The following is a 21,861-nucleotide window of genomic DNA, read 5'->3' as shown; positions in this document are numbered from 1 at the left end:
TCCCCGCGACGCGTGCACCGACGCTGTCATCACCAGTGTTCCCGCTGACACTGGCGGAGATGTAGAAACTGTCCGAGACGCGGCCCGTCAGCGATCCGGCAAACGCTTGCTCCCCGCGATAGGTTGCGTACCGCGACCGTCATCGAGATGTTCTTGCCCGGCACAATTGGCGCACCGCCCATCGCCATGGCTGCGGCGATGCCTCCGCTGGTGCTTTCATCCAAGTCCTGCAAGCGGAAGTCGAGGTCTTGAACGCGCCCTGCCAGAGCGTCGAACTGCGCGGTCGACACTTGCGAGAACGCGTTGAGCGCCACGCGGACATTGTCGACCGAGGCGGCGGTGGCGACGCTCTGGCGGCCGAGCGTGCCGTTCGCATCGACGGTCACCGCATCAACCGGGCCAACCTGCGCGGCGGTGCTCGCGTCGATGTCGCCAATCCTCACGCTTGAGCCCGTGCCTCCAAGGGTTACTTGACTGTCAGCTGTTGTGGTCGCGTTCGCGCCGACCGCTGTCGAATTGGCGTGCGTGACAGTTGCGCGGAAGCCGACCGCTGTCGAGCCAACACCGCTGGCATTGGCCGTGTCGCCCACAGCCGTAGCATTGGCTCCTGCATCGGTGTCAAAGCCAACCGCGGTCGACCGTCCTCCGAATGCATTGGCGCGCTGACCAATTGCTGTGGCGCGTCCGCCCAGAGCAAAGGCAGTGTCGCCGACCGCCGTCGAGCTCGTTGCGAGCGCGCGCGATCCGCGACCAAAGGCCGCGCTTCGCAGCGCGGCAGCTCGGGTTCCGCTGCCGATGGCTGTCGCTTCGTCAGCCTCTGCCAACGCGTCCGCGCCCAATGCCGTTGCCTGCACACCCAAGGCCTGCGCGCCCAGCGTACCCCCATCCGCACCGTCACCACCAATGGCGATGGAAGCTATTCCGGTGGCCTCGGTATCAGCGCCGATAGCAATCGCCCAGTCTTCGCTGGTGTTTGCCTGTATACCTATTGCAACCGAACCGATCCCAGTCGCACTTGCGCTTTGACCAAACGCCGACGAACCATCGCTTACTGCTGAAGATCCCTGTCCTACGGCAGTGCTGTCCACACCCGCGGCCGTCGCCGAAACCCCCAGAGCTGAGCTGTTCGTTTGGAACGCGAGCGAGTCAAACCCAACCGCAGTAGAAGAAGGTCCCTGCGCAACCGAGCTTGCGCCGACTGAGGTGCTATTGCTCCCACTCGCATTCGCGCCGACGCCGCAGGCGAGCTCGTTATTGCCATCATCGGAAACCGCGCCGCCGGTCGTGTCGACATTGCTGTCGGCATTGCCATCTTCATTGGTGTCGAGCAGGCAGGCCTCGGCCCCGGCGTCTTGCGGTGCGATAATTAGAGCACCGGCCAAGGCAACACCCGCTACGCCGATAAGCAGTCTTGGGTTAATCATTTTCATTCCCCTTCTTCCCGTCAAGAAAGGGAGGCTGTCAGCGGCTCGCTATCGCATTTTTCAGAAACAAATGACCTATCGGGCCCACCTCCCCACAGGGGCAGGACTGTAGCGGCATTTCGGCAAGATGCTTGCATTGAATCGACATTGCCAAAATGCCGCCACAAGGCCAGGTTTTGCGGCTTAGAAGCCTAAGGCCACGCCCGCTTGAGCGACGACCGCGCCATCGCCGGTGTTGCCCGCAATGCCCGCGCCAATGGCAAAACTGTCATTCACGCGCCCCGTGATGCTCGCGGCAAAGCCTTGCTCACCACGATACGTCGCGATGTTGCCAGAAATCGTGAACGACTTGTCCGGCATTGCTATGGCGCTGCCGATAGCCGCTGCCGCCGCGATCCCGCCGCGCGTGCTCTCGTCAAGGTCTTCCAGACGGAAGTTTAGGTCGTCGACCCGCGTGCTGAGCGCATCGAACTGCGCCGTGCTGACCTGCGAGAAGGCATTGAGCGCAACACGGACATTGTTGACCGAGGCAGCCGTGGCAACCGATTGACGGCCCAAAGTGCCATTGGCGTCGACCGTTACTGCATCCACCGGACCAACCTGAGCGGCGGTCGAAGCGTCGATGTCGCCAATCCTTACGCTTGAGCCTGTGCCGCCGATTGTCACCTGGTTGGCGGCCGTGGTTGTCGCGTTGGCTCCGATTGCGGTCGAATTGGAGTTGTCTGCACTGGCGCGGAAGCCAACTGCTGTCGACCCAACTCCTGTCGCTGCTGCCGTGTCACCCACGGCAGTCGCATTCGCGGCGGCGTCAGTATCAAAACCAACCGCTGTTGACCGACCGCCAAACGCATTGGCCCGCTGCCCGATCGCTGTCGCCCGGCCTGCCGTGGCAAAGGCCGTATCACCGACTGCGGTGGTACTGGTTGCGAGCGCGCGCGATCCGCGTCCAAAGGCGGCGCTGCGCAAAGCGCTTGCCCGGGTGCCGCTGCCAATTGCAGTCGAGTCCTCGCCCTCGGCCAAGGCATCTGCACCAAAGGCCGATGCCCTGTCAGCTGTCGCTTGTGCACCCAGAGAATCCGTATCTGCGCCATCTGCGCCAATGGCGATAGATGCTACACCGTTGGCATCGCTGCCTGCGCCGAATGCAATCGCTCCGACTGCATCAGCCGTTGCCGAGCCACCAATTGCGACCGCATCTTCGGCCTGTGATCGAGCGTTACCGCCTATTGCAATCGCATTGTTACCATTCGCATTGAATTGGCCACCAATACCGATCGCAAAAGATCCGGTTGCCGACCCAACGGCACCAAGTGCTACCGCATCGAAGCCATCCGTTGACACATTGCGTCCAACTGCGACCGATTGAGTACCCTCTGCGGTCGTAGCGTTTCCGATAGCAATCGCGCCGCCGTTCAACGTGGAAGCATTTTGCCCGATAGCCAAAGAGGCGCTGACTGCGGCACTAGCGCTATTGCCAATGGCCACGGACCCAGTGCCGCTCGCCAGAGTGTTGTAGCCCAGAGCTGTCGCGTTAAGCGCAGTCGCACCTGCACCGTTACCGAATGCAGAGGCACCATTTCCAGTCGCACTCGTAACTCGGTCAGCGCCGTTGCTATCAGAATCGCCACCGACTGCCACTGCTCCGATACCGTCAGCCAAGACGTCATTGCCAATCGCCAGTGTTCCCGGGCCGCGCGCGCGGGCAAAATCGCCGTAAGCTGTTGCACCATCACCATTGGCATTTTCACCGTCTGCGACAGAACTTACGCCGCAAGAGGTATCCTGAGATTCAACCGTACTTGCATTGCCATCTGTGTCCACATTGCTGTCGGCATTGCCATCGTCATTGGTGTCAAGCAGGCAAGATTGAGCCTGGACCTGCTGTGGTGCCGCGAGCACATAGATGCCGACCGCGGCTGAAAGAACGGTCGAAAACAAAAGTGACTTTTTCATGTGTATTTCCCTTCTTCATTTTTGAAAAAGGGAGGCGTGCAAGCGGCCCTCTGATCCGATCTTATTCAATCACATTGCGCCGGATCTATTTGACTCCCCCTTGCATGAGGCCTCGCAAGATAATCCTGATGGGAGAAATTGATTGTAGAAAGTCGTCAAATGGCTTGAAGATTTGCGACGAAAGATAGGGCGGCGCTTTTCCTCCATGCGCCCCAGTGCGTATTCGCAAGTTCATGACACGTTTTGAATCAATTACTTGGATCAGCTCGAACTGTCCCATTCGGCTCCGCCCATGTCGGAAAAGTTTAGCGCCAAGACCGTGTAACATCCGGTCCAAGTGTGGCTGGCCGTCGGTGAAGCGAGTGACATGCCTTGCCTGTCTCTCAAACAGCGTCAGTTGGACCGCGACATGACGCGCTCAAGTAGCAAAGCGGAAGCGCGACCAGAAACGCAAGCAGGTGGTCGACAGGGCTGGATTGGCGGCGGGGCCGCCTTCTCCGCTTCGCTCCGAATCCGACCCAGCGGCCATCGCTGGCGCGATAGCACACGCTGGTTCATCCGAAAGGTAAGCAATGGTGGACAGGGCTGGATTCGAACCAGCGTACGCTTGCGCGGGCAGATTTACAGTCTGCTGCCTTTAACCACTCGGCCACCTGTCCACATCGCTTGCGGGAAAATGAGCGTGCCCTTGCGGGCTCCTCATGCCGAGACGCGCCCCAATGGCGAAGCGGCGCTTGCCTGTCAATGGGGCGAGTGGCAGGGGGACAAACAAAGCTCAGTTTTAGGGACGTGAAATGGCAAAGGGTGAACGCAAAAAGGCGCTGCGCGGGCGCGCGGGTCGAATGAAGGGTGGGCGTGGTTCCGGTAAAGGCACCGCAGGCCATACACGCCTGTGGGGTCGCCATCCGGTCGAAGCGGCGCTCAAGAACCCGGCGCGAAAGCACCGCAAGCTGTGGGCCACGCGCGAGGGGATCGATAGCCTCGATGGCGAGCTGCCGTCTGACTTCCCGCTCGAATATGCCGAAGTGACCGATCTTGCGCGTTTGGTCGCCAAGGACGCGCCGCATCAGGGGCTGGTGCTAGAATGCGAACCGCTCGACACGGTGTTCCTCGATGAGATTGCAACCGGTGACGCCAGCCAGCCGATTGTGATCCTCGATCAAGTCACAGACCCGCACAATGTGGGCGCGATCCTGCGCTCGGCAGCGGCGTTTGGAGCGACCGCAGTCGTGACACAAGACCGTCACGCGCCGCCCGAATCCGGCGTGCTTGCGAAATCAGCCTCAGGCGCTTTGGAAACCGTCCCTTGGGTGCGCGTCGTCAATCTCGCCCGGGCCTTGGATGAGCTGGCCGAGGCGGGCTACTGGCGTATCGGGTTGACCGGAGAGGCCGACGCAACACTGGGCGAAGCGCTGCCAGCTGGCCCAGTTGCGCTGGTGCTTGGTGCGGAGGGCGAAGGGATGCGCCACAATATTGAAGGGCATTGCGATGCATTGGCCCGGCTTCCCATCACCTCCGCCATCGAAAGTCTCAATGTTTCAAACGCAGCTGCAATTGCGCTATACGCCGTCGCAACACGCTGATATCTCAGCCACAGGGGATCACTTCATGACCAAATTCACACCCATTCGCTTAAAAGCTGCGGCATTGCTGGCAGGCTTCTCAATTCTTCTGACCGGCTGTCTGGTTGCACCAGGCAAGTTCACTTCCGAATTGCAGCTGACCGGAGAGGATAGCTTCACCTTCACCTATGAAGGCGAAATCTTCTTCCTTGGCCTTTCAGGCCTTGCCGAAATGGGCGCAGCGGCTGAGGAATTTACGGCTGATTGCTTCAACGAAGAGACCTTCGAAGATCGCGAATGCACTGAGGCGGAGATTGCTGAGCAGCGCGCCGAATGGGATGCCAATGCAGAGCAACGCGCAGCCGAGGCGAAAAAGGAAGCGAAAGAGATGTCAGCCATGCTGGGCGGCGTGGATCCGACCGATCCGGAAGCGGTCGAGGAACTGCGCCAGCTGCTGCTTCGCCACAAAGGTTGGAACCGGGTCGAGGACAAGGGCGACGGCGTGTTTGACGTGTCTTACTCTGTGTCTGGCTCGTTGAGCCACGACTTCATCTTCCCGATCATCGAAGGCATTCCGCTGACCAACCCCTTTGTCGAGATCGTCTTGCGCGATGAAAATGTGGTGCGGGTCAACGCACCCGGATTTGCCGCGCAAAACGAGAACAATCCAATGGCGAGCATGATGGGTGGTACAGCTGCTATGGCTGGGCTCGCATCGATTGGATCGAGCGGATCGGACAATCCTATCAAAGGGATGCCTAATGTGCCTGTGATTGAAGGCACGTTTTCAATCGTCACCGATGGTGCCATCCTGGCGAACAACACTGATGGTGGTCCGATTGCAGAGGCGAGTGATCCAGACGGTCCTCTCACCCTTAGTTGGGATGTTTCGCCGCGCACCAAGTCTGCACCGACAGCGCTCATCAGAATGTCACAGTGAGGCCCGCTAGAGCCGCTGACTACAGACGCAGAAGTGCAAATAGAAAAACCCCGCCGGATCGCTCCAGCGGGGTTTTCTCTAATTGTCGGCGGCGCTGAGGCGATGCGCCAGCCAGAAATCAGTCTTAGTTTACGGCGTCCTTGAGGCCTTTGCCGGCCTTGAACTTTGGCTGCGTCGATGCGGGGATATTCATCGGCTCGCCGGTGCGCGGGTTACGGTACGGTCGAAGCCTTGCGCTTGGCAACAGAAAACGTACCGAAACCGATCAGTCGAACTTCGTCGCCTTTAGACAGCGACTTTGTGATTGTCTCGAACACGCTCTCAACTGCGGTCGCAGAATCACTTTTTGAAAGGCCGCTTGTCTCGGCAACTGCACTGATCAGATCGTTCTTGTTCATTCTGGGAACCCCCTCATTCGATTTGCTAAAGTGTGTCTCGGTGAATCGCCTCTCCGAAAGCGCGCAAGAGAGACTTTTTTAGCACCGCTGTCAAAGGCAAATCGCGCGGAAAAGCGCCATTTTCGGACAATTCTTTTGCATTTGCGACGAAACGATAAGGATCAATGAGCATAGGCAGGCTAGGCCCGCCGCCACTTGTCGCGTTTCTACAATTTGTCGCTACCTTAATGCGCGGTTGCGGTTCCCGAACCGGGAGGCGTCGACGGGCTTGGCTGGCTCGCCAGATCGTCCGCTTCGGTCCATTCAATCGGTTCCGGCGCTTCGACAAGCGCCTGCTCCAAAACCTGATCGACATGCGCGACCGGAAGGATCTCGAGACCGTCCTTAACCTTGTCGGGGATTTCGACCAGATCCTTTACGTTCTCTTCCGGGATGAGGACTGTCTTGATCCCGCCTCTCAACGCCGCGAGTAGCTTCTCTTTGAGGCCACCAATAGCGAGCACACGACCGCGCAGTGTGACTTCACCCGTCATCGCGATATCGGGGCGAACGGCGACTCCCGACAAAGTCGAGACTATCGACGTCACCATGCCGATACCGGCGCTCGGCCCATCCTTTGGCACCGCACCTTCGGGCAAGTGAATGTGGATGTTCTTGCGCTGGAAGATCGACGGCTTGATCCCGTAAGCAGGAGCGCGCGCTTTCACGAAGCTGAAGGCTGCTGCGACACTCTCATTCATCACCTCGCCAAGCTTGCCCGTGGTTTTCACCTCGCCTTTGCCCGGCGTTGTTACGCTCTCGATGGTCAGCAATTCGCCGCCAACCGATGTCCATGCAAGACCCGTGACCGCACCGACCTGGGCCTCTTCCTCTGACATGCCGTGCTTGAATTTGCGCACGCCAGCGAAGTCGCCAAGGTTGTCAGGCGTAATCGTGATCGAGGTTTCTTCTTTCTCGAGGATCTTGCGAAGGCTCTTGCGAGCAAGTCGCGCGATTTCGCGTTCAAGCGTCCGTACCCCAGCTTCGCGGGTGTAATACCGGATCAGGTCGCGCAGACCCTCTTCGGTCAGCTCGAACTCGTCATCCTTCAGACCGTGTTCCTTGATCTGCTTTGGCAGCAAATGCCGCATCGCGATCTCGACCTTCTCATCCTCGGTGTACCCCTCAAGACGGATGATCTCCATCCGGTCGAGCAGCGGCTGAGGAAGGTTCAGCGAGTTAGCGGTAGTCACGAACATGATGTCGCTGAGGTCGATATCGAGTTCGAGATAGTGATCCTGGAATTTGTCGTTTTGCTCAGGGTCGAGCACCTCAAGCAAGGCGCTCGCCGGATCGCCACGGAAGTCCTGACCCAGCTTGTCGATCTCATCGAGCAGGAACAACGGATTGCTGCTTCCCGCCTTCTTCAAATTGTTGACGATCTTGCCGGGCATCGAACCGATATATGTCCGGCGATGACCACGGATCTCGGCCTCATCGCGAACGCCGCCGAGTGACTGGCGCACAAACTCGCGGCCCGTCGCCTTGGCAATGCTTTTGCCGAGTGAAGTCTTACCCACGCCGGGAGGGCCGACGAGGCACAGTATCGGACCTTTCAGCTTGTTGGTGCGCGCCTGCACGGCGAGATATTCGATGATCCGATCTTTGACCTTTTCGAGGCCATAGTGATCGGCATCTAGCACTTCCTGCGCCTTCGCAATGTCCTTTTTGAGCTTCGATTTCTTACCCCACGGCAGGCCCAGCAGCACATCGAGATAGTTGCGCACGACCGTCGCCTCAGCGCTCATCGGCTGCATGCCCTTGAGCTTTTTCAGCTCAGCATTAGCCTTCGTCTTGGCCTCTTTTGACAGCTTGGTCTTTTCGATCTTTTCGGTCAGCTCGGCGATCTCATCGCCGTCCTCGCCGTCGCCACCGCCAAGCTCGCTCTGGATCGCCTTCAGTTGCTCATTGAGATAATACTCGCGCTGGGTCTTCTCCATCTGGCGCTTCACGCGACCGCGGATCTTGCGCTCGACCTGCAGGACCGAAAGCTCGCCATCCATGAAAGACATGACCATTTCGAGCCGCTTCAAGGGATTGGCTTCGGTCAACAGGGCTTGCTTGTCAGAGACCTTCGCATTGATCGCGGCGGCAATCGTATCAGCGAGTTCGCCCGCGTCATCGACCTCGGATAGATCGATGTCGGAGTCGTCGCCGAGCTTCTTGTTGAGCTTCGCATATTCACCGAACTGGTCGATGACTTGGCGCATCAGCGCGGTGACTTCGCTGCCGCTGACCGTCTCGGGCTCTTCCAGCGCAACGCTGGCGAGCACATAGTCGTCTTCCAGCCGCGACATTTCGAGCTTCGCGCGGTGCGTACCCTCGACCAACACGCGGACCGTGCCGTCTGGCAACTTCAAAAGTTGAAGCACCTGCGCGACCACACCAACGTCATAGAGATCGTCTTCGCCAGGATCGTCGCACGCGGGATCAAGCTGGGCGAGCAGGAAGATATCCTTGCTGGCTTCCATCGCTGCTTCGAGCGCCGCAACCGATTTCTCGCGCCCAACGAAAAGCGGCACGACCATGCCGGGAAACACGACGATGTCGCGCAAGGGAAGGAGAGGAAAATGCTGTGTCATTTGTACTGCCGTCTAGATTGATCTGGCGGCTCAATGCGCGCCTTTGTCACAAGATATGGGAAGGCGTGCCGCAGCCCGCAATGGCTGGTATTTTAGCGGTATGGAAACGCTCGGCTATTATCCCATACCGGGTAGGTTGAAACCTGGGGGCAGGCCCATTCCGCCCTGCATTTCCTTCATTTGCTCTGCCGAGACCCGGTCAGCCTTGTCGCGCGCATCATTGAACGCGGCGGTCACCAGATCTTCAACGATGTTTTTTTCTTCAGGCTTCATCAAGCTGTCGTCGATATCAACCTTGATAATTCGGCCCTTTGCAGTCGCCTTCACTTTGACCAGACCGCCGCCCGCCTGACCTTCAACCTCGATATTGTCGAGTTTGACCTGCATGTCATTCATCTGGGTCTGAATCGTCTCTACCGCTTTCTGTGCGGCCTGCATCATTTCTTCCATCGATTTCATCGGTCTATCGGCTCCATTTGTCACCGCCGGCGCGCAAGGCACTGGGGGTGGAATTGTCGTGCGGGTCGAGCAGTTCGGCATTGGGGAATGCCTCGAAGGCTGCCTTCACCAGTGGATCAGATCGCACACGTTCAGCCGCAGCATTGCGCTCAGCATCGGCCTGTTCGCGCAAGCTCGGTTGCGCCTCGCCCGTTCCCTTCTCAAGCAACCAGCGCTTGCCGGTCACTTTGAGCAAGGCGTCGCGAATGTCCGGCGCGGGATCGTCTGCGAAACTATCCGCTTGTTCGAATATGAGGCGCTCGGGCGCAAGTTCAATGACCCGGATGCGGTCGCGCATGATCTGAGCGACGCGCAATTGCCCCGCATCATCGACTTGTTGCACGAGTTCAGCCCAATCTAGCGAACCTGTTGGGGCTGGTGTAGCGTCACCTGAGACGGGCGCGGCGTCAGACGCCGTAGGAGCCATAGCGGAAGGCCCGGGAGCAGACTTCGCCAGCTCCTCCATCCGCTTCACCAGCTGGCCGGGATCGGGCATGTCGGCCGCGTGCATGACCCGCAGCAGCGCCATTTGCAGCGACACCAGCGGATCAGGGGCCTGGCGAACCTCTTCGTGCCCCTTGAGCAGCAATTGCCACAGACGGTGCAATTGCCCAGCGCTAAGTTCGGTCGCGAATTTGCCAAGCGCCGTGCGTTCTTCCTCCGTCGGAGCATCCGGTTCAGCGCCAGAGACTTGCGAGACAGTGATCTTATGCGTCAGGTCCATGAGCGCGCGCATCAAGGCCAGCGGCTCGACACCCAGCGCGTATTGCTCATCAATACCAGCGAGCAGCGCAGACGCATCTCCGCTCAGGAGCGTTTCCAGCAGTTTCCGCTGCGCGCTCTTGTCGGCAAGGCCGAGCATGTCGCGCACTCGCTCTCCGGTGACGTTGCCACCTCCGTCCAGATCGGCGTGGGCAATCGCCTGGTCGAGGATCGAAAGGCCATCGCGCACTGATCCTTCCGCTGCGCCCGCAATGATGTTGAGCGCTTCTGGCTCCGCCTCAACGCCCTCTTTCGCGCAGACATTGCCGAAATGTTCGGCCAGCATGCCAGCCGGGATACGGCGCAAATCAAAGCGCTGCGTGCGGCTGAGCACGGTAACGGGGAGCTTTTCGACTTCGGTAGTCGCGAAGAGAAATTTGACATGCGCGGGTGGCTCTTCGAGCGTCTTGAGCAATGCGTTGAAGGCATTGCGCGAGAGCATGTGCACCTCGTCAATGATGTAAATCTTGTAGCGCGCGCTGACCGCAGCATAGCGCACCGCCTCAATGATCTCGCGCACATCGTCGACGCCGGTGTGAGAGGCCGCGTCCATCTCGATCACGTCTATATGCTGACCTTGCGCGATGGCGGTGCACGGCTCGCACTGGCCGCACGGGTCAATGGTCGGTCCGCCCTCGCCATCCGGACCGATGCAGTTCAGAGCTTTGGCGATCAGCCGTGCGGTAGAGGTTTTACCGACCCCGCGAACCCCGGTCATCAGGAAGGCATGCGCCAATCGGTCGCGCTCAATCGCATTGGCGAGCGTGCGGACCATCGGCTCCTGACCGATCAGTTCGGAGAAGGTTTGCGGGCGGTATTTGCGCGCCAGCACGCGGTAAGGCTGATTGGTTTCGGCAGGCGCCGCAGCTTTCGGCTGTTCAACCACAGGATCGCTCGGCGTTATAGTCGCTGGCTTGGGTGTTTCCGCGGTCGTTTCAGCTGTTGGCTCCGGACTTGGCTCGGGATCGCCAAACATAGAGTTCTGGCCAGCAGCCTCAAGCTCGGCAGCGCTTGGCTTATCATCTTCCTGATCCTCTCCACCCCAAGGTGGCGAATCCATGTTGTCTGGTGAATCACCCATGCGCGAATAGCTACGCGCAAAGGCTGCGTTTGTCATTGCGATCATCGAACGATTTGTTGGAAAAAGGAGCCGAGCGACCCGTCGCAATTCACCTGGGCTGCTTCCTTCCGGACCTGACCCGGTGAGCGAACGCAAACGTCCACCCGACTCCCGGCGCTGCATATGGCGGCGAGATGCGAAGAATTCAACTATGTTTTCCGAAGATGACCGAGCCGCCCGCTCCCCCGCCCTTCCACCCGGAACTTACCCAGACGCAATCCGGGTGGAAGGGCGGGGGAGTGGGCGGTGCAACCAAAGGTTTGAACGGATGTTCAAACTCCGCGCAAAAACATCATCTAAAATTGTCAGCGTAGGCTTGCAGTTTGAGGCCCTTCGCAGGCGTGGCGTGGACACGTGCGGGAATACCGTATTTCGCGGCGTAATCCTCGTACCGCCTGCTTATCCGGGAAGGTCAGCCGAACCTGCGACTGTGTGTCGCCGCTGCCGCTCCAACCCATCAGCGGATCGGGCCGCAGAGCTTCGGAACGCTCAAATTCAAGGACCCACATTTCGGTCTTGGCTTTGCCCGATTGCATCGCGCTTTTCGGCTGCTGATAGATAATTGCGGTCATATTCTTTTAGTCCCTCAGACGCCGGGCGGCAGGCATCCGCCTGCCTTGGCTTTCACGGCATAAGCCGCGGCGGCCAGTCGGCCTTGCGGTCGCTGCGCGACCGGTTTGTCTCGCCAATAATCCAAACTCAGCTTCGATTGAAGGCGTTTTTCGTCTTCAGGCTGGGTTTTTCGGTCCACGGCTGATCGGGCCAGCGATGCTTTGGATAGCGCCCCTTCATGTCCTTCGCGACATCGGCCCAGCTACCGCGCCAGAAGCCCGGCAGGTCGCGAGTGGATTGGATTGGACGAGCTGCAGGGCTGGTCAGCTTGAGCAGCAAGGGCGTGCTCCCGATCATTGGGTGCGTATCGAGGCCAAAGAGCGCTTGGACGCGCACCTCAACACTAGGCGCATCGTCGCCAGAATAGTCTATTCTGTGCCGCGTATCGGCGGGCGAAGTGAAATGTGCCGGCGCTGCGCTATCGAGTCTTTGCTGCTCATTCCAGTCGAGCGTAGCAAGCGCGGCCTCGGCATATTTGACTGGAGAGAGGTTCAGGTCGCGCCGCCCGCTTAGGAGTGGCAAAAGCCAGAGCTCCGCTTGTTCTTTCAGCGCTTCTAGAGAGAGATCCGAAATTCCACCGAAACTGCCGCGCGCGATCAGTTCTGAAGGCAGCAATTCCCCCAGCTTTTCCAGAGCCTTCTCCACAAGGATATCCACAATGGCCTGCGCGTCGGGCTCAGCGTCCGGTCCGCTCGCCAATGTGATCGCACCCAAACGGCGTTCCACGCGTGCTTCGACACGGCTCTCCTTGGCGTTCCACCGCGCCGCTTTCTGCGTCTTGATTTGGTTAGCCAGTTCTTGCTCGACATCCCCATACCTCAGCTCAGCGCCTGCGATAATGCGTGCGCCCTTAGCCTGACCGCTTGCATCGCCAATCACGATCCACTCGGCGCGTGCGAGCGGCGAAGCTGGATCAAGCACGTAACCGCAACCTCCAGCCGAGAGCCAATGCTCGCCATTCTTGTCGCGCTTTCTGGCGATCATGTCAGGCCGAGCCGATGCCAAAAAGAGAGCCGGGTTTTGGCCTTCGTTGCTGGAACAGCCAACCAATCCCTCAGCCGTACTTGCCCAGCGCTCTGCCAGTTTGCGCGCACTCTTGGCGCGATGGCCGCGATCATCGTCCCAGCGTGAGAGCCGATGCAAAAGGTCTTCTCCGCGACCACCAAGTCCGCGCTCTTGTAAAAGCAGCATCAGCTTTGCCGCCACCAAAGCTTGGCCTGCTTGCGCGCCGAACAAGATTGCCGCCGAGGAGACGGGATCGAGCGGCATTTTCGCGATGGTCGCGCCCCAGTCGGTTATGCCGCCCTCTTCGCCGAGAGCGCCCATTGCTCTCAGCCGTTCGCGCGCACTCGCAACCGCGGCTTTGGGAGGCGGATTGAGCCACGCCAGCGACGCCGGGTCGCGTATCCCCCATGCGGCGAGCGAAAGTACAAGCGGCGCAAGATCGGAACTGGCGATTTCGGGCGGTGCGAATGCTGGCTTGCCGCTATGCCCCGCCTCTTCCCACAAGCGATAAGCCACGCCCGGCCCTTGCCGCGCCGCGCGCCCTGCCCGCTGGGTCGCCGCCGCCCGACTGGCCGCTCGCGTGACGAGCCGCTGAGTGCCAGCCGCTGCATCGAACTCGGCGTAGCGCGCCAATCCGCAATCGACGACAATCGAAACACCGTCCAGGGTCAAAGAAGTCTCCGCAATCGCGCTCGCAAGAACGATTCGTCTGCGCCCGTCGGGATCGCGCCGGATTGCGGCGCGCTGGCTAGCCCGATCAACCTGCCCGTGCAGCGGCAGGATTGGCGTATCTGAGGAAAGGTTTGCTTCCAGTCGTTCGCGCACTCTTTCAATCTCGCGCACGCCTGGCAGAAAGGCGAGGATGTCGCCCTCCTCGTTCTCGCGGCGCGCAGTCAGAATGGCGCTCACCATTTGCGCTTCGATTGGCTGGGTCGGACTGCTGCCGAGCCATTTGATGTCGAGCGGATAGCTGCGTCCTTTGCTCTCGATCACCGGCGCTTCATCGCCCAGCAGGTCTGAAAAGCGCGCGCCATCAATCGTCGCTGACATGGCCAGCACACGCAGATCCTCGCGCAAAACGCTGCGCGCTTCCAACGCGAGCGCCAGCCCAAGATCGCAGTCGAGATGGCGCTCATGGGCTTCGTCAAACAGGACGGCGGACACGCCCGGCAGCTCGGGATCTGCGAGCACTCGATTGACGAAGATCCCTTCGGTCACGACCAGCACTCGCGTCTTTTTGGAGACCTTGCTGTCCATGCGGGTCGCATAGCCGATGGTTTCCCCCGGCTTTTCTCCGAGCATTTGTGCCATGTGTTCAGCCGCTGCCCGTGCAGCGACGCGGCGCGGTGAGGTGAGAACTATCTGCCCACTGCACCAATCCTCATCGAGCAGAGCGGGTGCGACGGCGGTGGTCTTACCCGCACCCGGCGGCGCAATCAGCACGGCAGCGCCCTGCTCGCTCAGCGCGCAGCGCAGTTCGGGAATGACCTCATGGATGGGAAGCGCAGGGTCCAAAGCCCCGCTCAATACCCCCGCGCAACGGCAAATTGCGCCGCTTCGGCCATCGCCGCACGCGCTTTGCCATCGGGGAAAATCGAGATCGCATCAATCGCGCGCTGTGCGAAATGGCGCGCTCGTTCGCGCGTATCTTCAAGCGCATTGTGCTTCTCGATCAGCGTGATCGCGTGCGCCAAATCCTCGTCTGATGTGCGGTGACCGCCAATCGCGGCCTTCCAGAACTTGCGCTCGTCATCGTCGCCACGTGCGAAAGCGAGGATCACCGGCAGGGTCATCTTGCCTTCGCGGAAGTCATCGCCCTGGTCCTTGCCCATCTGTGCAGCATCGGAATCGTAGTCGATCGCGTCATCGACGAGCTGGAAGGCCACACCCAGATTGCGACCGTAATCTTCAAGCGCGCGCTCTTGCTCCTCGCTGCATTCGGCGACCACGGCGCTGATTTGGCTTGCGGCGGCGAACAAAGCAGCCGTCTTCGCGCCGATGATGTGGAGATAACGCTCTTCGCTGGTCTCGATCTGACGTTGAGCGGTCAATTGCGAAACCTCGCCCTCGGCGATCACAGCGCTCGCATGGCTCAAAATTTTGAGCACTTTTAGGCTGCCGTCTTCGGTCATCAGCTCAAACGCGCGGCTGAACAGGAAGTCACCGACCAGAACGGTCGCCGGATTGCCAAAGATGATGTTGGCTGCAGCCTTGCCTCGGCGAAGCTCGCTGCCATCGACCACATCGTCGTGCAGCAAAGTCGCGGTGTGGATAAACTCGACAGCCGCAGCGAGCTTGTGATGGCGCGTGCCCTGATAACCCACCAGTTCAGCGCCCGCGAGCGTTAGCATGGGGCGCAAGCGCTTGCCGCCGCCCGAAATTAGGTGACCAGCAAGGCGCGGGATCAGCGGAATTTCGCTCTGCATCCGCTCAAGAATAACAGTGTTGACCGCGTTCATTCCGTTCGCGGTCAATGACAGCATCGGATCGAGCGTCAGCCGCTTCTTGCGCGGCATTGGGACCACTTCGGCACTCATGCAGGCGCATTTGCGCGAGCCAAGGCTGCTTGGCAAGCGTAGAATTGCTGCTAACTCTGCAAGGTATGTCCGATGAAACGCATCCTTCGAAGCCTGATGATCCGCAGCTCGCGACGTTTCGTAAAAGCATCGACAATATCGATGCCGCGCTGATCCATATGCTCGCTGAGCGGTTTCGCATCACAAAGGCGGTGGGCGAGTATAAGGCAAAGGTCACACTGCCCCCTGCGGATCCGGACCGAGAGAAACGTCAGATTGAGCGGCTACGGGCGCTCTCCGAAGAAGCCAATCTTGACCCAGAGTTTAGCGAGAAGTTCCTGCGCTTCATCATCGACGAGGTGATCCGCCATCATGAGAGAGCGCAACAGCGCTAGCAGTCAAATTTAAGAGGTGCGAGGCAGGCTGAGCTTGATCAGCAAACCGCCCAAGTCCTCGCTTTCCTCGATAGCGACACTGCCGCCGTAGATCTCGGCAACATCGCGAACGATGGCGAGGCCTAAGCCTGTGCCCGGCTTGCCAGTATCCAGCCGCGCGCCGCGATCGAAGATGCGCTCGCGCTCTTCTTCGGGGATGCCCATCCCGTCATCCTCCACCCAGATGACGCATTGCTCGCTCGGCGGGTCGTCATCCGCTTCGGCATCGACCGTCACGAAGACGCTGCCGCCACCATATTTGGCGGCATTTTCGATGAGATTGCCAAGGATTTCGTCAAGATCCTGCCGTTCAATCGCGACGTTGCTCTGCTTATTCCCTGCGACATCTATCCGTGCCTGCGGATACAGTCGCTCGACCGCGCGGCGCACTGCCTCAGCGCTGGCAAAGACGCTGGTGCGGGCGTGGCCAACTGCGCGGCGTCCGACTGCACGAGCGCGCGCGAGATGGTGATCGACATGGCGCTGCATCGTGCGCGTTTCGCGGATCACCGCGTCGCCAAGGTCAGGCGCTTTGGCCGTCGCGGCATTGGTTAAAACGGTCAGCGGCGTCTTCAATGCATGCGCAAGATTGCCCGCATGCGTGCGCGCTTCCTCGGCTTGCTTTTCTGAATGCTCGAGCAAACCATTCAACTCTTCCACCAGCGGTTCGACTTCGGTCGGCAGCGGCTCGGTGATCCGGTTCGCTCCAGTGGTGCGCAGGTTCTGGATCGCTGCGCGCACACGGCGCAGTGGCGAGAGGCCATAGCGGATTTGAAGGATCGCCATCAGCAGCAAACCAAGGCCGAGCACCGCAAAACTCCAGAACAGGATCGCGCGGATCTCCGCGATTTCCTCGTCGAGTTCTTCACGGCTAGCGGCAACGGTGAACCACCATTGTGTGTCAGACCCGGGCAGGATGATCGAACGCTCGACCACGCGCAAAGGCTCATAGTCAAACTGGTTCGAATTGTAGAAGTGCGCTTGATTGTCGAAGTGGTCGCCGCGCACATCCAGCACGCGGTCCCATAGGCTGCGAGATGGCCACGGCTCCTCCCCTTCCCCGCTGACTTGGTAATAAAGTCCGCTATTGGGCTCTAGGAAGCGCTGGTCACCCAGCACGCGGTTGAACGCCACTTCACCGCCGGCCTGAACCTCGGCAGCGCCGATCATCGCAGTCAGAATGTATTCGAGTTGTTCGTCAAAACTGCGCTCGACCTGATTGGTCAGCGCGCGATCAAGTGCGAGACCGCCACCAAGCAACAGCACCGCAATCCAGCCCGCCGCGATAAACGCCATGCGCCGGGCAAGACTGCCGGTATGGGGCTGCTTGCCCGAAGGGACAACTTCACCCGATTGCGCATCAGCCGCAAGGTCACCTCCGCCCTCTGGCGAAGATGCGCCTGCAGCCAATGGCTCACGCTCTTGGTGCGTCTGCGGGGTCGTCGAGGCTATAACCGAGTCCACGGATCGTTGTTATCACTTCTGCGCCAAGTTTCTTGCGGATGCGCGTTACAAACACTTCAATCGTGTTCGAATCGCGATCGAAATCCTGATCATAAATGTGTTCGATTAACTCGGTCCGACTGACCACTTTGCCCTTGTGGTGCATGAGATAGCTAAGCAGCTTATATTCCTGCGCAGTCAATTTGACCGGCTCTCCTTGCAGCGTCACACGGCCAGATCTGGTGTCCAGCCGAACATCGCCAGCGGTCAGCTCCGAAGAAGTATTGCCCGAAGCGCGGCGGATAAGCGCGCGCAGGCGAGCGATGAGTTCCTCGGTCTGGAATGGCTTGGCGAGATAATCGTCCGCGCCCGCATCCAATCCGGCAACCTTGTCAGACCAGCTGTCACGCGCTGTTAGCACTAGAACGGGGAATTCCCGCCCTTCCTTGCGCCACATGCCCAGCACCGAAAGCCCATCGATCTCAGGCAGGCCGAGATCGAGGATCACCGCATCATAATCTTCGGTGCTGCCGAGAAAATGCCCGTCTTCACCATCGGTCGACAGATCGACGGCATAACCGGTCTGTTCGAGCGTGGATTTCAATTGCTGGCCAAGTGTCGGTTCATCTTCGACAATCAGAATGCGCATAAGTGACGTTTCCCCGGGTCGGTGGCGTTGTACTTTCGCCGCTCGTCGTGCGCTTTTGCGCAATTTGCGTCAAGCAAGCGTTGCGAATTGCGCACGGATTGCGCCGATTTTTTGCTTAAATTGAAGCTAGCGCGAGCGGTTGATGATGCGCCCGGTGCGGGCATCAACATCGACAAAGGTCACACGGCCATCCTTGATGAATTTCAAACGGTAAGCGCGCGCCGTGCTGTCGTAAGACGGGCCGAGATATTCGCTGCCGCGCATGCGGGGGAGCACGCGCGCCTCGATCTGGCGCAGCGACATCTGGTTGCCGGCCTTCATTTCCTTGCGAGCACTGCTCTGGTCCGACTGCGATTGCGAATATGCCGCCTGTGCAGGCGCAGCTGGAATGCCAACTGTCGCACCAATCGCCAAAGCGCTCAAAATAGAGAGTCCGCGTTTCATCATGCCCCCGCATCTACCGACGTCGCGTTTAACACGCTGTGAATAGCGCCGTTGCGCGCCATTCAGAGTGGTTTCTGAATGTTGCGCACTTGCCCGCCACACGGCAAACTCCTACCGCGCTCAGCCTATGGCGCAACCACCAATTCTTTCCTGGGAAGGCTTAGGCCTGCAACAAGGCGGACGCTGGCTGTTCGGCGGTCCCGGCACGGACGGGATCGATCTGCATGTCGCCCCGCGTGACAGGCTGGCGCTGATCGGACGCAATGGTGCCGGTAAGACGACGCTGCTCAAACTGATTGACGACCGGATCGAAGCGGATCGCGGCCAGCGCCGGATCAAGCCTGGAACGCGCGTTGTCTTTCTGGAACAAGAGCCCGATTTCAGCGGCTTCGCTACCCTTATGGATTTTGCGCTCGCGGGCGATGACGCCCCTCAAGCGCACGAGGTGGAAGCGATTGCGGGCCAGCTCGGGATTGCGATGGACCGCGACGCCGAGACTGCAAGCGGTGGTGAAAGACGCCGCGCAGCCATCGCTCGGGCGTTGGCGCAGGAGCCCGATATTCTCTTGCTCGACGAACCAACAAACCATCTGGACCTTAGCGCAATTGATTGGCTTGAGGATTGGCTCAGCCGCTACAAAGGCGCGTTCATCACGATCAGTCACGACCGGACGTTTCTGAAGCGCCTGACCCGCGCGACCCTTTGGCTCGATCGTGGAAGCCTGCGGCGAAAAGAGGTCGGCTTTGGCGGCTATGAAGCATGGGAAGCGAGCGTTTATGCGGAAGAGGCCCGCGCGGCGGAGAAGCTCGACGCCAAACTGAAGTTGGAGGCGCATTGGCTCGAACGCGGCGTCACAGCGCGGCGCAAACGCAACCAGGGGCGGCTCGAAAAGCTGCACCAGATGCGTGCAGCGCGGGCGGCGATGATCTCCGATTCGAGCTCGGCAAAGCTGAAACTCGCCAATGACGAAGACTTTAAATCAAAGTCGGTGATCGTCGCAGAGAAGGTCAGCAAAAGCTTCGAAGATCGTCCCATCATCAAGAATTTCTCGCTGCGCATACAGCGCGGCGACCGCATCGGCATTGTCGGCGCGAACGGCGCGGGCAAAACGACGCTACTCAAATTGCTGACCGGAGAGCTGGAACCGGACAGCGGCAATGTCAGCCATGCCCGTACGCTCACCGGCGTGATGATTGATCAGCAGCGCAAGTTGCTCAGCCCACAAGCGACGGTGCGCGATATTCTGGCTGAAGGCGGCGATTGGATCGACGTTCGCGGCGCGCGCAAACACGTGCAGGCCTATCTCAAGGATTTCCTGTTCGACCCCAAGATCGTCGACACGAAGGTTGCAATCCTGTCTGGCGGTGAGCGATCGCGCCTCTTGCTGGCGCGCGAATTTGCGCGGACAGCAAACCTACTTGTGCTCGATGAGCCGACCAACGATCTCGACCTCGAAACGCTCGACCTGCTGCAAGAGGTGATCGCTGACTTTGACGGAACGGTTCTGATCGTCAGCCACGACCGCGACTTTCTCGACCGCACGGTAACCGTGACATTGGGTTTGGATGGCAGCGGGCGGGTCGACATCGTCGCCGGCGGCTACGAGGATTGGGAGCGCAAGCGTCGCCAGCCGTACCGCGAGCAAAACGAAGGCTTCGTCCAAACCTGCATCGAAGCCTGCGGCCAAGTCTTCAGCGCCCGCGAAATCGGACAAACTCTCGTACAAGGATCAGCGCGATTACGAGATTTTGCCCGCGCGGCTCGAGGAGCTGGAAGCGGCGATAGCCAAGGGCGAGACCATCCTTTCAGACCCCGATCTCTTCACCAAAGACCCGCAACGCTTTGCCACGATTTCCAAGGGCATTGAGAACGCGCGCGCGGAGAAGGACGAGGCGGAAGAACGCTGGCTGATGCTGGCCGAGCAAGTCGAGGGATGAGCGACACAGCGTTGCACCGCGAGATTGCAGCCTGCACTTTATGCGCCGAACATCTCTCGCACGGACCCCGTCCTGTGGTGCAGTTCTCCGCCACAAGCCGGGTGCTGATTATCGGACAAGCGCCCGGATCAAAGGTCCATGCGAGCGGAGTTCCGTGGGATGATGACAGCGGCGATCGCTTACGCGAATGGCTCGGCGTTGATCGAGACACACTCTACGATCCCAGCAAGTTTGCGATTGTCCCTATGGGGTTTTGCTACCCCGGCAAAACCGCTGGCGGAGATCTGCCTCCGCGCAAGGAATGCGCGCCGCAATGGCACGATCGCATTATCAAGCAGCTTCCTGAGAATCGCCTGATCCTGCTAGTCGGGTCCTATGCGCAGGCGCACTACTTGCCCGCAACCAAGAAGCTGTCGCTGACCGAACGCGTACGGCGCTTTGATGAGTTTGCGCCGCTCTTCCCCCTGCCCCATCCCTCGTGGCGGGTGCGGATGTGGAGTGCCAAAAACCGGTGGTTCGAGGCCCAAGTCTTGCCCGAATTGCGCCGCCGTGTTGCTGACATAATCTCGCTATAGTCTTCCGCAAATTCAGACGGGAGAAGTTCTATGTCGATCGATCAATTTGCTCAGGATTTTTTCAACGCCGTCAAGGAAGACCGCGAAGCTGATTATCAAGCCATGTGGTCTGATGACATTGTCAGCCGTGAGCCAGGCAATGGCCCGATGAACCACGTGCAGGGGCGCGAGCAGCTTTTGCAAAAGCATGCATGGTGGAACGAAAACGCCGAAATGCATGACTTCGAGATGTCCGGGCCTTACGTTGTCGGGGATCAATTCGCGGTGAACTACTCAATGGACGTTACGATGATGGGCGAGCGAAGCCAATCATCGGAAACCGCGATCTACACCGTCAAAGATGGAAAGATTGCCGAGGAGCGTTTCTTCTATGAAGGCGCGCCCGAGTAACTCCCAAGCGCATCATGTGATGCGGTAATAATCCGCGACCCGGTCGAGCGCGAGTTTGAGCACAAGCTTCCCGCTGCGTGCGGGCCAGCCCAGCGTTTTCTCGGCTTCGGGCAGGCCTTCGCCCGCACACACCACGCGCCACAAAATATCTTCCAGGCCTTTGCCCGCCTGGCCTAGCGCTTCGTCAAAACGGCGCTTGGCGGCGATCTGCTTCTCGCTCGCGGACAGCCCCTGCTCGCCGGTTGTTTTGCTACGCACTGGATCCCACCGCATTGTCACGTTGGCTGGCAATTGCGCCCGCTCATAGTCTGCGCGCAGCCTTTCACCTGCATCGTGCAACCGGCCCGAAATATGCCCGCGCGCATGCAACCAGCTGAGTGGTGACTCCCCGATATTCACGGTCACCGAGCGGCGTTTCCCCTTCGCCGAACTGTGCTGCGACTGCTCACGCTTCGGACCCTCTTGCGTCAATTCCCGCTCAACCAATGTCCGTTTCATCCAGATCCCTCCTGTGGGTCGCTTCGAAATGACACTTGCAATAATTTGGTTCGTGTAGGAAAGTTCAAATTACCAAATCG

Annotated in this window: 16 protein-coding genes, 1 tRNA gene, 1 other RNA gene and 3 pseudogenes; 6 read left to right on the top strand and 15 right to left on the bottom strand. The window is 59.6% G+C overall.

Annotation, left to right across the window (positions count from 1 at the left end; all coding sequences use genetic code 11):
• Positions 1–29 precede the first annotated feature (29 nt).
• From ACZ1GU_RS05620 to ACZ1GU_RS05610, 3 genes are all read right to left on the bottom strand, one after another.
• Positions 30–1,424 (bottom strand): hypothetical protein, encoded by a 1,395-nt coding sequence (locus ACZ1GU_RS05620; protein ID WP_472647084.1) that lies wholly within the window; start codon positions 1,422–1,424, stop codon positions 30–32.
• A gap of 183 nt (positions 1,425–1,607) precedes the next feature.
• Entirely contained in the window at positions 1,608–3,377 is a 1,770-nt protein-coding gene (locus tag ACZ1GU_RS05615) for a hypothetical protein (RefSeq protein WP_472647083.1), read from the bottom strand.
• 573 nt (positions 3,378–3,950) lie between these two features.
• A tRNA-Tyr gene (locus ACZ1GU_RS05610) sits at positions 3,951–4,036 on the bottom strand.
• A 135-nt stretch (positions 4,037–4,171) separates the two neighbouring features.
• Between ACZ1GU_RS05610 and rlmB the strand changes: the two genes are divergently transcribed.
• Entirely contained in the window at positions 4,172–4,960 is a 789-nt protein-coding gene (rlmB, locus tag ACZ1GU_RS05605; RefSeq protein WP_472647082.1) for a 23S rRNA (guanosine(2251)-2'-O)-methyltransferase RlmB, read from the top strand.
• A gap of 25 nt (positions 4,961–4,985) precedes the next feature.
• Positions 4,986–5,879, top strand: a complete 894-nt coding sequence (locus tag ACZ1GU_RS05600; RefSeq protein WP_472647081.1) for a hypothetical protein — start codon at positions 4,986–4,988, stop codon at positions 5,877–5,879.
• A 124-nt stretch (positions 5,880–6,003) separates the two neighbouring features.
• On the opposite strand, the pseudogene ACZ1GU_RS05595 reads toward ACZ1GU_RS05600, so the two are convergent.
• The 8 genes and pseudogenes from ACZ1GU_RS05595 to ACZ1GU_RS05560 form a co-directional block, all read right to left on the bottom strand.
• Positions 6,004–6,277: pseudogene (locus tag ACZ1GU_RS05595) on the bottom strand (HU family DNA-binding protein).
• Positions 6,278–6,501: 224 nt separating this feature from the next.
• Positions 6,502–8,898, bottom strand: a complete 2,397-nt coding sequence (lon, locus tag ACZ1GU_RS05590; protein ID WP_472647080.1) for an endopeptidase La — start codon at positions 8,896–8,898, stop codon at positions 6,502–6,504.
• A 117-nt stretch (positions 8,899–9,015) separates the two neighbouring features.
• A complete protein-coding gene (locus ACZ1GU_RS05585; protein ID WP_472647079.1) occupies positions 9,016–9,357 on the bottom strand; it encodes a YbaB/EbfC family nucleoid-associated protein in 342 nt (113 codons plus the stop codon).
• Between the two features lie 4 nt (positions 9,358–9,361).
• On the bottom strand, positions 9,362–11,239 hold the full coding sequence (locus ACZ1GU_RS05580; RefSeq protein ID WP_472647078.1) for a DNA polymerase III subunit gamma/tau: 1,878 nt from the start codon (positions 11,237–11,239) through the stop codon (positions 9,362–9,364).
• A 59-nt stretch (positions 11,240–11,298) separates the two neighbouring features.
• Positions 11,299–11,393: signal recognition particle sRNA small type (ffs, locus tag ACZ1GU_RS05575), an RNA gene on the bottom strand.
• 177 nt (positions 11,394–11,570) lie between these two features.
• Positions 11,571–11,850 (bottom strand): annotated as a pseudogene (locus ACZ1GU_RS05570) (ETC complex I subunit).
• A gap of 127 nt (positions 11,851–11,977) precedes the next feature.
• A complete protein-coding gene (gene hrpB, locus ACZ1GU_RS05565; protein ID WP_472647077.1) occupies positions 11,978–14,410 on the bottom strand; it encodes an ATP-dependent helicase HrpB in 2,433 nt (810 codons plus the stop codon).
• A gap of 8 nt (positions 14,411–14,418) precedes the next feature.
• The gene (locus ACZ1GU_RS05560; protein ID WP_472647076.1) at positions 14,419–15,432 is read right to left on the bottom strand and encodes a polyprenyl synthetase family protein; all 1,014 of its coding nucleotides are present in this window, start codon (positions 15,430–15,432) and stop codon (positions 14,419–14,421) included.
• A 65-nt stretch (positions 15,433–15,497) separates the two neighbouring features.
• Between ACZ1GU_RS05560 and ACZ1GU_RS05555 the strand changes: the two genes are divergently transcribed.
• On the top strand, positions 15,498–15,806 hold the full coding sequence (locus ACZ1GU_RS05555) for a chorismate mutase (RefSeq protein ID WP_472648719.1): 309 nt from the start codon (positions 15,498–15,500) through the stop codon (positions 15,804–15,806).
• Positions 15,807–15,815: 9 nt separating this feature from the next.
• On the opposite strand, the gene ACZ1GU_RS05550 is transcribed toward ACZ1GU_RS05555, so the two are convergent.
• The 3 genes from ACZ1GU_RS05550 to ACZ1GU_RS05540 all read right to left on the bottom strand — a co-directional run bounded on the left by ACZ1GU_RS05550 (position 15,816) and on the right by ACZ1GU_RS05540 (position 18,381).
• Positions 15,816–17,141 carry a sensor histidine kinase gene (locus ACZ1GU_RS05550; RefSeq protein WP_472648718.1) on the bottom strand — a complete coding sequence of 442 codons (1,326 nt, stop codon included), beginning with the start codon at positions 17,139–17,141 and terminating at the stop codon, positions 15,816–15,818.
• A 118-nt stretch (positions 17,142–17,259) separates the two neighbouring features.
• Positions 17,260–17,937 carry a response regulator transcription factor gene (locus ACZ1GU_RS05545; RefSeq protein ID WP_472647075.1) on the bottom strand — a complete coding sequence of 226 codons (678 nt, stop codon included), beginning with the start codon at positions 17,935–17,937 and terminating at the stop codon, positions 17,260–17,262.
• Between the two features lie 126 nt (positions 17,938–18,063).
• On the bottom strand, positions 18,064–18,381 hold the full coding sequence (locus ACZ1GU_RS05540; RefSeq protein WP_472648717.1) for a PepSY domain-containing protein: 318 nt from the start codon (positions 18,379–18,381) through the stop codon (positions 18,064–18,066).
• Positions 18,382–18,508: 127 nt separating this feature from the next.
• Here ACZ1GU_RS05540 and ACZ1GU_RS05535 point away from each other — a divergent pair.
• The 3 genes and pseudogenes from ACZ1GU_RS05535 (at position 18,509) to ACZ1GU_RS05525 (ending at position 21,283) form a co-directional block, all read left to right on the top strand.
• Positions 18,509–20,318: pseudogene (locus ACZ1GU_RS05535) on the top strand (ABC-F family ATP-binding cassette domain-containing protein).
• Positions 20,315–20,893, top strand: coding sequence for a uracil-DNA glycosylase family protein (locus tag ACZ1GU_RS05530; protein WP_472647074.1), 579 nt, complete (start codon positions 20,315–20,317; stop codon positions 20,891–20,893). The pseudogene ACZ1GU_RS05535 and the gene ACZ1GU_RS05530 overlap by 4 nt, the downstream one beginning before the upstream one ends.
• 30 nt (positions 20,894–20,923) lie before the next feature.
• Complete coding sequence (locus tag ACZ1GU_RS05525) at positions 20,924–21,283, top strand: SnoaL-like domain-containing protein (RefSeq protein ID WP_472647073.1); 360 nt, start codon at positions 20,924–20,926, stop codon at positions 21,281–21,283.
• 12 nt (positions 21,284–21,295) lie between these two features.
• Here the strand turns inward: ACZ1GU_RS05525 and ACZ1GU_RS05520 are convergent, their stop codons facing one another.
• Positions 21,296–21,781, bottom strand: coding sequence for a DUF6456 domain-containing protein (locus ACZ1GU_RS05520; RefSeq protein ID WP_472647072.1), 486 nt, complete (start codon positions 21,779–21,781; stop codon positions 21,296–21,298).
• Positions 21,782–21,861 lie beyond the last annotated feature (80 nt).

It is taken from the genome of Erythrobacter sp. HA7-11, from assembly GCF_055693605.1.
The sequence above is the reverse complement of the archived record's forward strand: the minus strand, read 5'-3'. Positions and strand labels throughout refer to the sequence as shown.

Bases quoted from the DNA above. Each gene is read 5' to 3' on its own strand.
- ACZ1GU_RS05520 (WP_472647072.1), bottom strand. From the start codon at position 21,781: ATGAAACGGACATTGGTTGAGCGGGAATTGACGCAAGAGGGTCCGAAG.
- ACZ1GU_RS05620 (WP_472647084.1), bottom strand. From the start codon at position 1,424: ATGATTAACCCAAGACTGCTTATCGGCGTAGCGGGTGTTGCCTTGGCC.
- ACZ1GU_RS05540 (WP_472648717.1), bottom strand. From the start codon at position 18,381: ATGAAACGCGGACTCTCTATTTTGAGCGCTTTGGCGATTGGTGCGACA.
- rlmB (WP_472647082.1), top strand. From the start codon at position 4,172: ATGGCAAAGGGTGAACGCAAAAAGGCGCTGCGCGGGCGCGCGGGTCGA.
- ACZ1GU_RS05585 (WP_472647079.1), bottom strand. From the start codon at position 9,357: ATGAAATCGATGGAAGAAATGATGCAGGCCGCACAGAAAGCGGTAGAG.
- ACZ1GU_RS05525 (WP_472647073.1), top strand. From the start codon at position 20,924: ATGTCGATCGATCAATTTGCTCAGGATTTTTTCAACGCCGTCAAGGAA.
- lon (WP_472647080.1), bottom strand. From the start codon at position 8,898: ATGACACAGCATTTTCCTCTCCTTCCCTTGCGCGACATCGTCGTGTTT.
- ACZ1GU_RS05600 (WP_472647081.1), top strand. From the start codon at position 4,986: ATGACCAAATTCACACCCATTCGCTTAAAAGCTGCGGCATTGCTGGCA.
- ACZ1GU_RS05550 (WP_472648718.1), bottom strand. From the start codon at position 17,141: ATGGCGTTTATCGCGGCGGGCTGGATTGCGGTGCTGTTGCTTGGTGGC.
- ACZ1GU_RS05530 (WP_472647074.1), top strand. From the start codon at position 20,315: ATGAGCGACACAGCGTTGCACCGCGAGATTGCAGCCTGCACTTTATGC.
- ACZ1GU_RS05545 (WP_472647075.1), bottom strand. From the start codon at position 17,937: ATGCGCATTCTGATTGTCGAAGATGAACCGACACTTGGCCAGCAATTG.
- ACZ1GU_RS05580 (WP_472647078.1), bottom strand. From the start codon at position 11,239: ATGGGTGATTCACCAGACAACATGGATTCGCCACCTTGGGGTGGAGAG.
- ACZ1GU_RS05555 (WP_472648719.1), top strand. From the start codon at position 15,498: ATGTCCGATGAAACGCATCCTTCGAAGCCTGATGATCCGCAGCTCGCG.
- ACZ1GU_RS05560 (WP_472647076.1), bottom strand. From the start codon at position 15,432: ATGAGTGCCGAAGTGGTCCCAATGCCGCGCAAGAAGCGGCTGACGCTC.
- ACZ1GU_RS05615 (WP_472647083.1), bottom strand. From the start codon at position 3,377: ATGAAAAAGTCACTTTTGTTTTCGACCGTTCTTTCAGCCGCGGTCGGC.